Annotated in this window: 16 protein-coding genes, 1 tRNA gene, 1 other RNA gene and 1 other annotated feature; of the genes, 14 read left to right on the top strand and 4 right to left on the bottom strand. The window is 38.9% G+C overall.

Features of this window, described 5'->3' with window-relative positions; all coding sequences use genetic code 11:
* Positions 1–457 precede the first annotated feature (457 nt).
* Positions 458–1450, bottom strand: a complete 993-nt coding sequence (locus LKW28_RS22005; protein WP_229142564.1) for a YaaC family protein — start codon at positions 1448–1450, stop codon at positions 458–460.
* A gap of 161 nt (positions 1451–1611) precedes the next feature.
* Between LKW28_RS22005 and guaB the strand changes: the two genes are divergently transcribed.
* The 7 genes from guaB to LKW28_RS21970 all read left to right on the top strand — a co-directional run bounded on the left by guaB (position 1612) and on the right by LKW28_RS21970 (position 8161).
* Positions 1612–3078, top strand: coding sequence for an IMP dehydrogenase (gene guaB, locus LKW28_RS22000; protein WP_229142563.1), 1467 nt, complete (start codon positions 1612–1614; stop codon positions 3076–3078).
* A 137-nt stretch (positions 3079–3215) separates the two neighbouring features.
* Positions 3216–4214: a D-alanyl-D-alanine carboxypeptidase family protein gene (locus LKW28_RS21995; RefSeq protein ID WP_229142562.1), complete on the top strand. Its 999-nt coding sequence runs from the start codon at positions 3216–3218 to the stop codon at positions 4212–4214.
* Positions 4190–4603, top strand: coding sequence for a hypothetical protein (locus LKW28_RS21990; RefSeq protein WP_324255061.1), 414 nt, complete (start codon positions 4190–4192; stop codon positions 4601–4603). The genes LKW28_RS21995 and LKW28_RS21990 overlap by 25 nt, the downstream gene beginning before the upstream one ends.
* A gap of 215 nt (positions 4604–4818) precedes the next feature.
* The gene (gene pdxS / locus LKW28_RS21985; protein WP_229142561.1) at positions 4819–5703 is read left to right on the top strand and encodes a pyridoxal 5'-phosphate synthase lyase subunit PdxS; all 885 of its coding nucleotides are present in this window, start codon (positions 4819–4821) and stop codon (positions 5701–5703) included.
* Between the two features lie 18 nt (positions 5704–5721).
* Positions 5722–6312 carry a pyridoxal 5'-phosphate synthase glutaminase subunit PdxT gene (pdxT, locus tag LKW28_RS21980; RefSeq protein WP_229142560.1) on the top strand — a complete coding sequence of 197 codons (591 nt, stop codon included), beginning with the start codon at positions 5722–5724 and terminating at the stop codon, positions 6310–6312.
* Positions 6313–6351: 39 nt separating this feature from the next.
* Positions 6352–6571: a binding site (T-box leader), on the top strand.
* A gap of 110 nt (positions 6572–6681) precedes the next feature.
* Entirely contained in the window at positions 6682–7965 is a 1284-nt protein-coding gene (serS, locus tag LKW28_RS21975) for a serine--tRNA ligase (protein WP_229142559.1), read from the top strand.
* Positions 7966–8068: 103 nt separating this feature from the next.
* A tRNA-Ser gene (locus tag LKW28_RS21970) sits at positions 8069–8161 on the top strand.
* A gap of 135 nt (positions 8162–8296) precedes the next feature.
* Here the strand turns inward: LKW28_RS21970 and LKW28_RS21965 are convergent.
* The 3 genes from LKW28_RS21965 to LKW28_RS21955 form a co-directional block, all read right to left on the bottom strand.
* Entirely contained in the window at positions 8297–8965 is a 669-nt protein-coding gene (locus LKW28_RS21965) for a deoxynucleoside kinase (protein ID WP_229142558.1), read from the bottom strand.
* Entirely contained in the window at positions 8952–9608 is a 657-nt protein-coding gene (locus tag LKW28_RS21960) for a deoxynucleoside kinase (RefSeq protein ID WP_229142557.1), read from the bottom strand. Before LKW28_RS21960 ends, LKW28_RS21965 begins: the two co-directional genes overlap by 14 nt.
* Positions 9609–9801: 193 nt before the next feature.
* Positions 9802–11088, bottom strand: a complete 1287-nt coding sequence (locus tag LKW28_RS21955) for a glycoside hydrolase family 18 protein (RefSeq protein ID WP_229142556.1) — start codon at positions 11086–11088, stop codon at positions 9802–9804.
* Positions 11089–11203: 115 nt separating this feature from the next.
* On the opposite strand from LKW28_RS21955, the gene tadA reads away from it, so the two are divergent.
* The 7 genes from tadA to LKW28_RS21920 all read left to right on the top strand — a co-directional run bounded on the left by tadA (position 11204) and on the right by LKW28_RS21920 (position 15671).
* Positions 11204–11695: a tRNA adenosine(34) deaminase TadA gene (gene tadA, locus LKW28_RS21950; protein WP_229142555.1), complete on the top strand. Its 492-nt coding sequence runs from the start codon at positions 11204–11206 to the stop codon at positions 11693–11695.
* Between the two features lie 95 nt (positions 11696–11790).
* An RNA gene (gene ffs / locus LKW28_RS21945) (signal recognition particle sRNA large type) lies at positions 11791–12055 on the top strand.
* Between the two features lie 272 nt (positions 12056–12327).
* Positions 12328–14019, top strand: a complete 1692-nt coding sequence (dnaX, locus tag LKW28_RS21940; RefSeq protein ID WP_229142554.1) for a DNA polymerase III subunit gamma/tau — start codon at positions 12328–12330, stop codon at positions 14017–14019.
* Positions 14020–14050: 31 nt separating this feature from the next.
* Positions 14051–14371 carry a YbaB/EbfC family nucleoid-associated protein gene (locus LKW28_RS21935; RefSeq protein ID WP_229142565.1) on the top strand — a complete coding sequence of 107 codons (321 nt, stop codon included), beginning with the start codon at positions 14051–14053 and terminating at the stop codon, positions 14369–14371.
* Between the two features lie 80 nt (positions 14372–14451).
* Positions 14452–15048 carry a recombination mediator RecR gene (gene recR, locus LKW28_RS21930; protein WP_229142553.1) on the top strand — a complete coding sequence of 199 codons (597 nt, stop codon included), beginning with the start codon at positions 14452–14454 and terminating at the stop codon, positions 15046–15048.
* Between the two features lie 10 nt (positions 15049–15058).
* Positions 15059–15271 carry a YaaL family protein gene (locus LKW28_RS21925; RefSeq protein WP_229142552.1) on the top strand — a complete coding sequence of 71 codons (213 nt, stop codon included), beginning with the start codon at positions 15059–15061 and terminating at the stop codon, positions 15269–15271.
* A gap of 133 nt (positions 15272–15404) precedes the next feature.
* The gene (locus LKW28_RS21920; RefSeq protein WP_229142551.1) at positions 15405–15671 is read left to right on the top strand and encodes a pro-sigmaK processing inhibitor BofA family protein; all 267 of its coding nucleotides are present in this window, start codon (positions 15405–15407) and stop codon (positions 15669–15671) included.
* The last annotated feature ends 356 nt before the right edge of the window (positions 15672–16027 follow it).

Raw genomic sequence — 16027 nt, 5'->3', positions numbered from 1 at the left:
AGTTAAGCTCTTCAGCGCCGATGGTAGTTGGGACTTTGTCCCTGTGAGAGTAGGACGTCGCTAGGCATCCAAAAAGATCAGCCATTATGGTTGGTCTTTTTTTTGTTGCCTAAAGAATCTTTTTCAAGCAGTGTAAGCATACCGTCGAGCTGAGAAACGATAAGTGGTATACCGCAAATAGAATTACCGGTATACCGCTGAGCCGAGGAACGATAAATGGTATACCGCAAATAGAATTACCGGTATACCGCCGAGCCGAAAAACGATAAATGGTATACCGCAAAAGGATTACCGGCATACCGCCAAGCCAAGAAACGATAAATGGTATACCGCAATTAGAATTACCGGTATATCGCAGAGCTGAGAAACGATAAATGGTATACCGCAAAAAGGATTACCGGTATACCGTCGAGCCAAGAAACGATAAATGGTATACCGCAAAGCCGATTACTCATCTTCAAACCCCGTCTATTTTCTCCTTTAAAAAAAGATAGAGCAGAAAGGGTACTTTATCTGCTGAAACCGCCAGGAACTGTCTAATAAATGGATAATCGTTACTAGAATATGAATGAAGCAGCTCACTCCACCACTCGGTCTCATATCTTGATATCATACTTAAATTGTACAGTAATAAATAATGAGTCATGATTTCAGGGAAGAAACTGAGAAGCTCACGTTCTTTTGGCAGATAATACGTATCTTCGTATAAATGATATAAAAGCGGTGAGCTTGCTAACGGTAATAGAAAGTTTGGTTTATCCACCTTTAAAGAAAGTTGGTTACGATCCTTATCATCAGATTCCTCTGTACTATGTGATGTTGGAAATGGTAAAGCTTGTGTAATAAAATCCAGAAATCTCCGAGATGTCATATGATAACTATCCAATGCTTCTTCCGGGATCAGTAGCGTATTTTCCCCTGTAATGTGTGTTTTCAAATACAATTGTTGTTGAAAATGCAAGGTGAATAAGTTTTGTAATTCAGGAATCCTTTTGAATAGCTGCTCCATTGTGAATTTTTCCCCTTCAATTTGTTTCACATGAAACATACGTTCCGAAAAGTGTGAAAATAATCCATTCTTCTGAACCTTTACCTCATCATGGAAAAATTCATAGCTTTGCTTTTTCCGTTTTCGTGTCGAAACTCCATGGGCAAGTACAGAGGTTGATTCAGGATATTGAGGATCAACGGTAAGTAGACAAGCCTTTAATAATTGAACCATGCCATAAAATAAAAGGACAGGTTTAATGGATAGTGGAGCATTTTGAGAAAGCTGATAGTAATTTTGACCATGTTCCAGATAATAAATAAACGGATAGCTGTTTTCATAACTTTTTTTATCAGCATTGGGGACAGCTGTTTTTTCATAGCATTTATGAAGTAAATGCTGTGTTGTATTTGCTGCATGCAACGCATTAAATGATTGCCATATAAATCGATAATCAAACAAAATCTAAAACCTCCAATAACAACAAAGAAAAGTGCAAAACTAAGATAAAAATTGATAATAAAAAACTCTGAATTATTAAACTTATTATTCCTTTCTTGACAGTAGTTTACCCAGTTGATAATCTACTAATAATATTTTGCAATCGAAGGGGGATTTATTACATGTGGGAAACTAAGTTTGCTAAAGAAGGTTTAACATTTGATGATGTATTGTTATTACCTGCTAAGTCAGAAGTATTACCTAAAGATGTAAATCTAGGGGTAGAGTTAACAAAATCACTTAAGTTAAATATACCGATTATTAGTGCGGGTATGGATACTGTTACAGAGCATGAAATGGCAATTGCAATGGCTCGCCAAGGCGGACTAGGGATTATTCATAAGAATATGTCAGCTGAGCAACAAGCCGAACATGTTGATAAAGTGAAACGTTCAGAAAGTGGCGTTATCACAGATCCGTTTTTTCTAACTCCAAGCCATCAAGTATTTGATGCAGAGCACTTAATGGGGAAATACCGTATATCTGGTGTCCCAATTGTAAACAATCCACAAGAGCAAATCTTGGTTGGTATCATTACCAATCGTGACCTTCGTTTTATTCAAGATTATTCCATTCAAATTTCTGATGTCATGACAAAAGAAAACCTCGTGACTGCCCCTGTTGGTACGACTTTAGAACAGGCAGAAAATATTTTACAGAAGTATAAAATTGAAAAACTTCCACTTGTTGATGAGGCTGGAGTCTTAAAAGGACTTATTACAATTAAAGATATTGAAAAAGTAATTGAGTTTCCGAATTCCGCTAAGGATGCACAAGGACGTTTATTAGTAGGAGCAGCAGTCGGTGTTACAAAAGACACAATGCATCGTGTTGCGAAACTTGTTGAGGCCGATGTTGATGCAATTGTTGTTGATACAGCACATGGCCATTCAGCAGGCGTTCTTGAAACAGTAAAAACCATTCGAGAAGCATATCCAAACTTAAATATTATTGCAGGTAATGTTGCTACTGCTGAAGCTACTCGAGATTTAATTGAGGCCGGTGCTAGCGTTGTTAAAGTGGGAATTGGACCTGGATCTATTTGTACAACACGTGTTGTTGCAGGTGTTGGTGTTCCTCAGATAACAGCTGTTTATGATTGTGCAACTGAAGCAAGAAAACACGGTGTTTCGATTATCGCTGATGGCGGTATTAAATATTCTGGTGATATTGTAAAAGCATTAGCTTCTGGTGGACATGCGGTCATGCTTGGAAGCTTACTTGCAGGTGTGTCAGAAAGCCCAGGAGAAACAGAGATTTTCCAGGGTCGTCGCTTTAAGGTATATCGCGGTATGGGATCTGTTGCTGCCATGGAAAAAGGAAGTAAGGATCGCTACTTCCAAGAAGATGCGAAAAAGTTTGTTCCTGAAGGTATTGAAGGACGTCTTCCATACAAAGGCCCGCTTACAGATACAATTTATCAATTAATTGGTGGTATTCGTTCTGGTATGGGGTACTGTGGTACAAAAGATTTAGAAGAGTTAAGAGAGAATGCACAATTTATTAAAATGACAGGTGCTGGATTACGCGAGAGTCATCCGCATGATGTTCAAATTACCAAGGAAGCACCAAACTATTCAACATTATAAGATATATTTCGACAAAATCATCCATTGGTAGGATTTATATATTGTGGTAGATAGAGTATGATTACTCTGTCTATTTTTTTTGAAGCCGATATGTTAAAATGATTTTTGTGCGTAATACGAAAGTGGAGGTTTAAAACGTGAAGAAACAAACACAAAAAAGATTGATTGTAAGTCTTATAGCAGTCTTTTTGCTATCGTTATTAGTGGGGCAAGTACCTCCGGCAAAGGCGGCTCCTGCTCTTGATATAAATGTAAAAAATGCAATATTGATTGATGCAGAAACAGGGAAAATACTATATGAAAAGAATTCCGAACAGGCAGCTCCGATTGCAAGTATGGTTAAAATGATGACCGAATACTTAGTATTAGAAGCTATTTCTGAAGGGAGACTTTCATGGGATCAAACTACCCAAGTTAGTCAATATGCATATGATATATCTGCAAATAATAACTTTTCTGGTGTTGGCTTACGACAAAATCATGATTATACGGTTGAAGAGCTTTATAAAGCAATGGCGATTTATTCAGATAATGCAACAACGATTACATTAGCGGAATTACTAGCTGGTACTGAGGGCGAGTTTGTAAAGCTAATGAATAAAAAGGCAGAAGAATTAGGTCTTCCTGATTATGAGTTTGTTAATAGTACTGGGCTGTCAAATTCAATGTTAGGTGATAATTATCCTGAAGGAACAGATCCTGATGGAGACAATATGCTTTCAGCAAAATCAGTAGCATTATTAGCGTATTCATTAATTAAGGATCATCCAAAGGTATTGGAAATTTCGAGTATCCCGCAACTTGATTTTTATGGCGAAAAACTAGACAACTGGAATTGGATGTTAAAACACGATCCAAGTGTTTCCCCATATCTTGCTCAGTTTCATTATGAGGGATTGGATGGATTAAAAACAGGTACAACACCTGCAGCTGGTTATTGTTTTACTGGTACAGCTGAACGAAACGGCAAAAGACTCATTTCTGTTGTGATGGGTGCAACAAGTGAACCAGAACGATTTAAAGAAACTAGTAAACTCTTGGATTACGGTTTTAACAACTTTGAGCAAATTGAAATATATCCTGAAGGCTACCAATTAAAGGGGAATAAAGAATTAAAGGTNAAGGCTACCAATTAAAGGGGAATAAAGAATTAAAGGTTGTTAAAGGAAAAGAAAAAGCAGTAGAAATTTCAACTAAAGCACCTGTAAGACTTTTAGTCCCAAAGGGTGTAGAAAAGTCAGCATTCAAAGCAAGCTATGTGTATGATGATAAGGTTGTTTCGAAAAACAAAGAGCTAACAGCACCATTTAAAGAGGGAACAAGCGTAGGTCATATGGCAGTTTCCTATGAAGGTGATGATTTAGGATATATTACGTCAGGCGGCGAAGATAAATTACAGGTAGCCCTTGTGACAGATACAGGCGTTGAGAAGACAAACTGGTTTGTTCTTATGATGAGAGGAATCGGCGGATTCTTTGGGGATATTTGGTCAAGTGTGGCAAATACAGTAAAGGGCTGGTTTTAATCTAATACGCTAATAGTCTCCTTCTTAATTTTAGAAGGAGTTTTTTTGTAAATTACAAACTCAAACTATTTTGGTATAATTACTAGGTAATAAGAAAAAAACAGGTTGAATAATCTTAAAATTTTTTTAATGGGCATTTATTATCTATTAAAATGTGATATGATTATGCCTATAAAATAAACTATTTAATTTTACATCATATAGGGGGAAACGTAATGGCAAATACAGGTACAGATCGAGTAAAACGAGGAATGGCTGAAATGCAAAAAGGCGGCGTTATTATGGACGTTGTGAATGCAGAACAAGCTAGAATAGCAGAGGAAGCGGGCGCTGTAGCGGTAATGGCATTAGAACGTGTGCCAGCTGATATTCGTGCTGCAGGTGGAGTTGCTAGAATGGCAGATCCAACAATAGTTGAGCAAGTAATGAATGCTGTTACTATTCCTGTTATGGCAAAAGCTCGTATTGGACATATAGTAGAAGCAAGAGTATTAGAAGCTATGGGTGTTGACTATATTGATGAGAGTGAAGTTCTTACTCCGGCTGATGAGGAGTTCCATTTAAATAAACGTGATTACACTGTTCCATTTGTGTGTGGATGCCGTGACTTAGGTGAAGCGACTCGCCGTATTGCAGAAGGTGCATCTATGCTTCGTACAAAGGGTGAACCCGGAACAGGTAATATCGTTGAAGCTGTCCGTCATATGAGAAAAGTAAAAGCTCAGATTCGCAAGGTTGCAGGTATGAGTGAAGATGAACTAATGACTGAAGCAAAAAATTTAGGAGCACCATTTGAATTATTGCTTCAAATTAAACAAGAAGGTCGCTTACCAGTTGTTAACTTCGCAGCAGGTGGAGTTGCAACTCCAGCAGACGCAGCATTAATGATGCAACTTGGTGCTGACGGTGTGTTTGTGGGATCTGGGATTTTTAAATCTGATAATCCTGCGAAATTTGCCCGTGCAATTGTTGAAGCAACTACACATTATCAAGATTATGAATTAATTGCCCGCCTATCTAAAGGGTTAGGTAATGCTATGAAGGGTATTGAAATTTCATCATTATTACCAGACCAACGCATGCAAGAACGAGGCTGGTAAGATAGAGGGTGTTCAGTTGTGATTAAAATTGGGGTATTAGGACTTCAAGGGGCTGTAAGAGAGCATGCACGTTCAGTAGAGGCCTCTGGAGCAGAAGCAGTCATCATTAAAAAAATAGAACAACTTGAAGAGATTGACGGATTGATTATCCCTGGCGGGGAAAGTACTACAATGCGTCGTTTAATTGATAAATATGGTTTTCTGGAACCCCTTCGTTCATTTGCGGAACAAGGAAAACCGATGTTTGGAACATGTGCTGGGTTAATCCTTCTTGCAAAAAAGCTAGTTGATTATAAGGAATCACATCTTGGTTTAATGGATGTAACGGTTGAGCGAAATTCATTTGGCCGTCAGCGTGAAAGCTTTGAAGCAGAATTGATGATTCCGGGAATTGCTGAGGATTTTGTAGGAGTGTTCATTCGCGCACCACATATTGTGGAAGCGGGAGAAAATGTTGAAGTTCTTGCAAAGCATGATGGCAGAATTGTGGCAGCACGTGAAGGTCAATTTTTAGGCTGTTCCTTCCATCCGGAGTTAACAGATGATCATCGTTTTACAGCGTATTTCGTCAAAATGGTCGAAGAATCAAAATCGAAAAAACTTGTATAAACGATTGAAACATGGTAAAACTTAAGATAATAATAAAATGATAAATCTATGATAGGAATTAGTAACTTGTATTTTTTCTAAAGAGAGTCGGTGGCTGGTGTGAACCGATGAAAAGAGCTTGTGAATCCATCCTTGAGTGAAATACTGAACTTTGGTTTTTCTAGTAGGTATTTTCGGTAAATCCGTTATCTTGTTCAAGAGGGGGATACACGTGTATCCTCAACTAGGGTGGTAACGCGGGTAAACTCTCGTCCCTTTTATAGGGATGGGAGTTTTTTATTTTGCTTATAACTGCGAAGAATAAAATGACGGATCCAGACGGATGACATGTTTTACTACAAACTACATAGATTATAGGAGGTTTTGGTCATGTTGGATATTAAATATTTACGAAGCAATTTTGATGAGGTGAAGGAAAGACTGAAATTTCGTGGTGAGGACTTAACAGACCTTGGGCGTTTTGAGGACTTAGATAAGGCACGCCGTGAGCTAATTGCAAAGACGGAAGTGTTAAAAGGCCGCAGGAATGAAGTATCTGGCCAAATTGCTGTTTTAAAAAGAGAGAAAAAGGATGCCGACGCCCTCATTTCGGAAATGCGTGAGGTTGGAGATCAAATTAAGGAAATAGATACAGAATTACGAGGTGTGGAGGAACAATTAGAGCATCTTATGTTATCTATTCCAAACATTCCCCATGAAAGTGTGCCAATTGGAGAATCAGAGGATGACAACGTTGAGATTCGCAAGTGGGGCGAGCTCCCTGACTTTGGCTTTGAGCCGAAGCCACACTGGGAAGTTGCCGACAAACTTGAGATTTTAGATTTTGAACGTGCAGGAAAGGTCACTGGAAGCCGTTTTGTTTTTTATAAGGGGCTTGGGGCTAGACTAGAAAGAGCGTTATTTAATTTTATGTTAGACCTTCATGTAGAGGAGCATGGGTATGAGGAAGTGATCCCGCCATATCTAGTGAACCGTGCAAGTATGACAGGAACAGGTCAGCTACCGAAGTTTGAAGAGGATGCCTTTCTTATTGAAAGTGAAGACTATTTCTTAATTCCAACCGCAGAGGTTCCAGTAACAAACCTACACCGCGACGAAATTATTAGTGGTGAAGAACTGCCAATAAAATATGCGGCATTTAGTGCTTGCTTCCGTTCTGAAGCGGGTTCTGCTGGAAGAGATACAAGAGGCTTGATTCGTCAGCATCAATTTAATAAAGTAGAATTAGTAAAGTTTGTTAAGCCAGAAGATTCTTATGCTGAGCTTGAAAGCTTAACAGCCAATGCAGAAAAGGTGCTTCAGCTTTTAGGTCTTCCATACCGTGTATTAAGCATGTGCAGTGCTGATCTGGGCTTCACGGCTGCGAAGAAATATGACATTGAAGTATGGATTCCAAGCTATGAAACATACCGTGAAATCTCTTCTTGTAGTAACTTTGAAGCATTCCAAGCGAGACGTGCAAATATTCGCTTCCGCAGGGACAGAGACTCTAAGCCAGAACATGTTCACACATTAAATGGCTCTGGACTTGCGATTGGACGAACAGTAGCCGCAATCCTGGAAAATTACCAACAGGAAGACGGTACAGTCATCATTCCTGAAGTATTACGCCCATATATGGGAAATAAAGAGGTTATCGGCCCGAAAAAATAAAGTAAACAGGGCCAGGAATTACCATTGTCCTGGCCTATAAAAAAAATATAAAAGTGTGTTGACTTCTACTTTCGATCTATGGTATATTAATTTTTGTCGATACGGAGGAATACCCAAGTCCGGCTGAAGGGATCGGTCTTGAAAACCGACAGGGGTGTTAAAGCCCGCGGGGGTTCGAATCCCTCTTCCTCCGCCATTATTAAAATAATACTAGCGCATAAAGTATTGGAGATGGACTCGTTACGAAAGTAACGAGTTTTTTACTTTTTATCAAAAGAAATATAGACATAAAAAAGCCCCTTTTGAGATTTCTGCTCAAAAGGGGTTCTTTTTAGCTTTTTAAAAGTTCAGTCTGTCTAATGAAACTTGATATTTTTTCGATAACTGGTTCAATTGAACTTTCATCCTTCATAATATCGTACTCATTAATATTTAAGCGAAGAACGGGGCATGCATTAAAATTATTGATCCATTTTTCATATCGGCCGTGCATTTCTTCCCAATAAGAAATAGGGGTTTGCTGTTCCATCGGTCTTCCTCGTTCCTGAATTCGGCTAATAATATCATCAAGGCTTCCCTCAAGATAAATTAACAAATTCGGATGAGGGAAATAAGGTGTCATCACCATTGCATCAAAAAGATTAGTATAAGTTTCATAGTCGACTGGTGCCATTGTTCCTTTTTCGTAATGCATTCTTGCAAAAATGCCTGTATCTTCGTAGATGGAACGGTCTTGGATAAATCCACCACCGTACTCAAAGATTTTCTTTTGCTCTTTAAAACGTTCAGCAAGGAAATAAATTTGAAGGTGGAAGCTCCATCTTTCAAAATCAGCATAAAACCGGTCCAAATATGGATTTGTATCTACTTTTTCAAAGGAGGTCCTAAATCCAAGCGCATCAGCAAGCGCCTTAGTCATTGTAGACTTTCCAACGCCGACAGTTCCGGCAACGGTGATCACTGCATTACTCGGGATATCATATTTATTACGCAAATTCATTATGTTTAACTCCTTTTTCAAGAATGATGTCTTCTACTTTTGTTAGAATTTGATTAAGGTCTTCTTTATTCTGGACAAAATCGAAATGGTCTCCATTAAACCGTATGACTGGGATATCCGGGTGAGATTTTTCGAATTGTATCATGAACTGCTCATAATCACGGCACAACTGACTTAAATATGCGGGGTCAATATTTTTTTCAATATCCCGACCACGCATTTTTATCCGTTCTAATAAAGTATCAAGACTTGCATGTAAATAGATTACGACATTCGGAACAGGCATATCCGCTGTTAAAATGTTATAAATCTGGAGATATTTTTGGAACTGATGAGGTTTCAATGTACGCTCAGCAAAAATTAGATTTTTGAATATATGATAATCCGCAACAACCGGTGATTCTTTTTGAAGGTAAAAATGATTAATATCTTCAAGTTGTTTATATCGGTTACAGAGGAAAAACATCTCTGTTTGAAAACTCCATTCATCAATATTCGTATAAAATTTCCCAAGGAATGGATTTTCATCGACGATCTCTTTAAGTAAGGCAAATTCAAAACGTTCTGAAATCGCCTTAGCGAGAGAGGTTTTGCCAACTCCGATCGGACCCTCTACCGTAATAAAAGGAATCCTGCTACCCATCTCGTGTCCCCCTTTTTAGTTCTGAATTACACAGATAAGCATTATTTTATCATATGAATGATGAAGATTGTTATGTATTGTCGAAAAACAATTTTGGAAAATTTAGGCCCGCAGGATGTGCACACTTGGCTTTGAACCGCCAATGCGAGAAAATAAAAAAGGAACCCGAATCGTCAGGCTCCTTTTAAATACTCTATCTTTTTACCACATGGAAATTATCAGTGATCAAAAGCCAGTTTTGCGGGAATGGCAGCCCTAGTTTCCAATAGCTAATTCCTCGTAAATTCAATTCCTTGATTAAATCGAACTTTGCCTGAATACTCCTCGCATCCTCAAACCATACCTTATGCTGCTTTCCGGCTGAGTCTGTATAGTCAAAATGAGGTGCTTGGGCTTTTGTATCATATTGAATCGGAACATTATTTTGTTTTGCGATTTCAATCGCCCGCTGTGGACTTACTGCTTTCGCATATTCACCACCGGCTACATATGGCAGCGTCCAATCATAGCCATAAAGGTTTTGCCCCATCATAATCTTTGATGCTGGCATTTCGGTTAAGGCATACTCAATGACATCCCGAACAGGACCAATTGGCGATACGGCCATTGGTGGCCCCCCGCTATATCCCCATTCATACGTCATAATTACGACAAAATCGACAATTTCACCATGTGCTTTATAGTCATGGGCTTCATACCAATCTCCTTGTTGCTCTGCACTTGTTTTAGGTGCAAGTGCTGTGGAAAGGAGCCAGCCTTCTTGGCTAAAGCGCTGCTTAGCCTTTCGTAAAAAGTTGTTATAAGCTTCACGATCTTCGGGTCTTAAAAATTCCATATCAAAGTGAATATCCCGGAAACCATATTTCTTTGCTGTTTCGACAATTGTATTTAAAAGTTTATTTTGAATGTCTTCATTATTTAGCACGAGTTTACCTAATTCATCACTAAATTGACCGTTTTCTAAATTTGCAACTACCATCATAAGTGTTACATTATTCGCTTTTGTGATGCTTGGGAAATTGTTCAGCGGTGGTTCTTTTAAAGTGCCATCTCGTTGGATTTGAAAGTTAAAAGGGGCTAAGTATGTTAAGTATGGAGCTGCTTGTCGTGTACTTCTTTCAAGGGCAGGACTGACTGAAGAACCTAATGGTTCCACATAAGCATTAATTTCTGTATTTCGTTTTGGACGTTCAGGAATATAGATTCTAAGCCCAACCTGTAAAGGTCGATTAGGTGGAATTTGATTAATTTGTGCTAATTGCTGATAATTAATCCCGAATTTATTTGCAATGGACCAAAGACTATCACCAGGCTGTACCCAGTAAAACTTACCGACAATTGGGATGACAAGAGCCTGACCGACCACTAAGTTATTCGGTTCAGGAATTTGATTTGCACGAACAATTTCAGCCGAAGTTGTTCCGTAAGCTTGTGCGATTCCTGTTATGGATTGTCCCTGTTCAACAACATGAATTTGCATGTTTGACCTCCTCATTCTACAATCTAGGTAACACACCTTTATTACTCTATGAGAGAAAAGGGAAGATGATGCTTGGCTAAATTGCTTAATGCCACATAAGGGAGTATTTAATAAGATGAAATCTGACGAATATTATATGAAATTAGCCATCGAAGAAGCGAAAAAGGCTGCAGTTATAGATGAGGTGCCAATCGGTGCAGTACTAGTGATGAATAATGAAGTAATTGCAACAGCTCATAATCTTCGTGAAACACAGCAACGTGCAATTGCACATGCAGAGTTGCTTGTGATTGATGAAGCATGTAAAAGGACTGGATTTTGGAGATTGGAGGATGCAACTTTATATGTGACCCTTGAACCATGTGCCATGTGTTCAGGTGCTATTGTGTTATCTAGGGTTAATAAGGTTGTCTATGGGGCTAGTGATCCAAAAGGCGGATGTGCAGGAACCTTAATGAACCTTTTACAGGAACAAAGATTTAACCATCAGGCAGAGATCGTGTCAGGCGTTTGTGAAGAAGAATGCGGACAACTGTTAAGCTCCTTTTTTAAAGGGATTAGAAAGAAGAAGAGGGAACAAAAGAAAAATACAACTGGAATGGCTTGAAAAAACTTACAACTGGTATTGATTGATTTTTTTTGGTTAAGCCTTTATACTAAGAATGTGTCATAAAGACACCTAACAATTTGGTATCAATTTTGCCGTGCTAAGCGGGGAGGTAGCGGTGCCCTGTACTCGCAATCCGCTCTAGCGAGGCCGAATTCCTTCATAGAGGGTAGTTATTGTGGGGTCTGCCTCAAGTAAGTGGTGTTGACGTCTGGGTCCTGCGCAATGGGAACCCGTGAATCCTGTCAGGTCCGGAAGGAAGCAGCAGTAAGCGGACTCTCCCATGTGCCGTAGGGTTGCCTAGGCCGAGCTAACTGCTTGAGTAACGCCTGGAGTAACTATTCGACGGAAGGTGCACGGCAGTTATACTACATAAAACAACTCACTCTGATAGGGTGGGTTTTTTTATTGTCTAGTTCCAGGCGCCATCGGCTCTATGGTCTAGCCAATCGCTTCGGAAGGTAAAATGCACCTTCTGCCAGCGCTTGTCTTATGCTTGTCGCCGATAAACGAGCGCCTTGCACTTTTCATGTTTTTTAACATTTTTTAAGTGAATGTTGTAATCGCTTTGTACTTAAATATTCACTTCCTGTATAATAAGAAATGGATGATCAGAAGGAGGGGCAATACCAATGGCATATCAAGCATTATACCGTGTCTTTCGGCCACAGGCATTTCATGATGTGGTTGGACAAGAGCATATAACAAAGACTTTGCAGAATGCCCTTCTTCAAGAGAAGTTTTCACACGCTTATCTTTTCTCAGGACCAAGGGGAACCGGAAAAACTAGTGCTGCAAAAATCTTTGCAAAAACAGTCAACTGTGAGCACTCTCCAACGGCTGAACCTTGTAATGAGTGCGCGGCCTGTCGGGGAATTACAGATGGAACTATCTCAGATGTGATTGAAATTGATGCTGCATCAAACAACGGTGTCGATGAAATCAGGGATATTCGAGATAAAGTGAAGTATGCTCCAAGCGCGGTACGTTATAAAGTCTATATCATCGATGAAGTACATATGCTTTCCATCGGTGCGTTTAATGCCTTGCTAAAAACATTGGAGGAACCTCCAAGACATGTCATTTTTATCTTGGCAACGACGGAACCGCATAAAATTCCACTAACAATCATTTCACGATGTCAGCGCTTTGATTTTCGTCGCATCACCACCCAAGCAATTGTTGGGCGGATGAAAACGATCATAGCTGAACAAGCCGTGAAAGTGGAAGATCAAGCTCTTTATGTGATTGCGAGAGCGGCTGAAGGCGGAATGCGGGATGCCTTAAGCTTACTAGACCAAGCAATTTCTTTCAGTGATGATGAGGTGAAGCTTGAAGATGTTCTGACGATTACCGGAGCAGTTTCGCAATCATTTTTAACGAATTTGGTCATGGCAATTCGCGACCGCGATGTCAGAACGGCCTTAAAGACACTTGATGAAATGATGGACCATGGAAAAGATCCAATGCGCTTTATTGAAGACATCATTTTCTATTATCGGGATATGCTTCTTTATCAAACAGCCCCGCAGTTAGAAGAAGTACTGGAGCGGGTCTTAGTCGATGAGGACTTCACTGAACTGGCAAAAAATATCCAGAACCATGAAATTTACGAAACCATTGATATTTTAAATCAAGCTCAGCAGGAGATGAAGTGGACGAACCATCCACGTATTTTCCTGGAGGTAGCGATTGTAAAGCTTACCCAGATGGATCAACAGCAATCTTTAGAATCCTTGCCACAAATTGATGGCTTGATGAATAAAATAAATATGCTAGAATCTGAACTTGCATCCATTAAGGAAAAAGGTATTACAGCCCAACCTCAGGATGCCAAGCCGGCTGAAAAGCGTCCACAAAAGTCCTCCAGAAATGGATTTAGGACACCAGTTGGAAGAATTAATGAGGTTTTAAAGAGTGCGACCAGACAAAACCTTGATTTATTAAAAGGAAAATGGGGCGATATGCTCGATCAGCTTCGCAGTCAAAACAAAGTATCGCATGCAGCACTTTTAATTGAAAGTGAACCAGTTGCAGCTTCTTCCAATGCTTTTGTGTTAAAATTTAAATATGAAATCCATTGTAAAATGGCTTCAGAAAATGCAGAAGTAAAGGATAACCTTGAAAATATTCTTTCGACATTAACTGGCCACAGATTTGAAATGATTGCAGTACCCGATGAAGAATGGGGCAAAATTAGAGAAGAGTTTATCCGCGGGCAACGAACCGATGATGAAGGTGAAAGCCTTGAGGAAGCAGAAGACCCTCTTATCGCAGAAGCTATGAAAATTGTTGGTGCCGAGCTCATTGAAATAAAGGAATAATATAAGAATTTAAAGGAGGAATTTACACATGATGCGTGGCGGCGGAATGGGAAATATGCAAAAAATGATGAAACAAATGCAAAAAATGCAAAAGGATATGGCGAAAGCACAGGAAGAACTTGCTGAAAAGGTAGTTGAAGGAACTGCTGGCGGTGGTATGGTCACTGTAAAAGCAAACGGTCAAAAAGAAATTATTGATGTTGTCATTAAAGAAGAAGTGGTAGATCCGGAAGATATTGAAATGCTTCAAGACCTTGTATTAGCGGCAACAAATGATGCGCTAAAGAAAATTGAAGATCTCACTAATGATACAATGGGTCAATTCACTAAAGGAATGAACCTGCCGTTCTAATTTATTCGGGATTGAAAAAAATCGGATGCAAATACGCTATGGCGTATTTGATTTTATCGGTTGAAAGGACTTAGATAGATATGCATTATCCTGAACCAATATCTAAGCTGATAGATAGCTTTATGAAATTGCCAGGTATCGGCCCAAAAACGGCCGTACGTCTGGCCTTTTTTGTATTAAATATGAAAGAAGATGTCGTGCTTGATTTTGCGAAGGCTCTTGTCAACGCAAAACGAAACCTCACATATTGTTCCAATTGCGGGCATATAACAGATAGAGATCCGTGTTACATCTGTGAAGATGAACGCCGTAATAAAACGATTATCTGTGTACTTCAGGATCCAAAAGACGTTATCGCAATGGAAAAAATGAAGGAATACAATGGTTTATATCATGTACTCCATGGGGCCATTTCTCCAATGGATGGCATAGGTCCAGAGGATATCAAAATACCTGAGCTGCTAAAAAGACTTCAGGATGATACAGTTCAAGAAATCATTTTAGCGACTAATCCAAACATCGAAGGGGAAGCTACAGCTATGTATATTTCTCGTTTGCTAAAGCCAACAGGAATTAAAATTACAAGAATTGCGCATGGATTACCTGTCGGTGGAGATTTAGAGTATGCTGATGAAGTAACTCTTTCAAAGGCAATTGAAGGACGTCGGGAACTATAGGAGGTCTTTTATGCTTTTTAAAAAGAAGGGAAAGCTTCGAAAGGAATTTAACCAAGAACTCTTTAGCCAATTAGAAATTGCAAAGCGGGAATGGATGAGACAGAAAAGCCTCATTGAAAAAAGTGTTGAGCCTTCCGAGGATATCCTAGGTGAACTAAAAGTAGCAGAAACAAAATACTTCTTTTTATTACGGGAAGCAAAAAGGCGAAAAGTATTTTTATAAAATAAAACCTACCAAGGGAGTTAGTGAACCCAAAGGTAGGTTTTTTTGTTCATAAAAAATTGGACAAAGGGTTCTTAAAACCCTTCCTTTACATAGACTAATAGTACAAGTTGTGTGAAGGAGTGAAGTTTGATTGGAACCAAAGATTGTAATATCCATACTTGGAGGATTGATCGTGCTTGTTCTTCTAATGGGGGCTCCTCTTAAACCCATTCGTTTTGTAGGACAAGTATTTGTAAAAGTTCTAATCGGTGCATTGTTTTTATTTTTCTTAAATGCATTCGGAACGTCATTTGATTTACATGTACCAATTAATCTAGTTACTTCTGCGGTATCTGGTCTGCTCGGTCTTCCGGGTTTAGCGGCACTTGTAATTATAGATTTATTTATAGTTGGTTAAAAAAAACAAATGGAATTCATTTGTTTTTTTTATGGGGTTAATGAGGTAGCGGGTTAATGAGATATGAATAATTCAGCTTTAAATATTATTTTAATATAATTTGTTGACAATCTATTTGATTGGGTGTATATTTAAATTCCTCGCAGGGAATACCAAATGAATAAGAAAACAATTTAAAAATGTTGTTGACTTATTATTGTGAGGATGTTATATTAATAAAGTCGCTTCAGAGAGATGGATTAAAAAGCTCTTTGAAAACTGAACACAATACAAGCGTCAACGTTTTAATTCTAAGTAACAAAACTATTGAGCAAGATCTTTGCTTCTTGAAATACTTCTTCGGATTTTGCGAAAAA

The organism is Bacillus sp. REN16, assembly GCF_020731355.1.
Taxonomy (GTDB): domain Bacteria; phylum Bacillota; class Bacilli; order Bacillales; family Bacillaceae_L; genus Ferdinandcohnia.
This window is presented reverse-complemented; position numbering and strand designations above follow the sequence as displayed.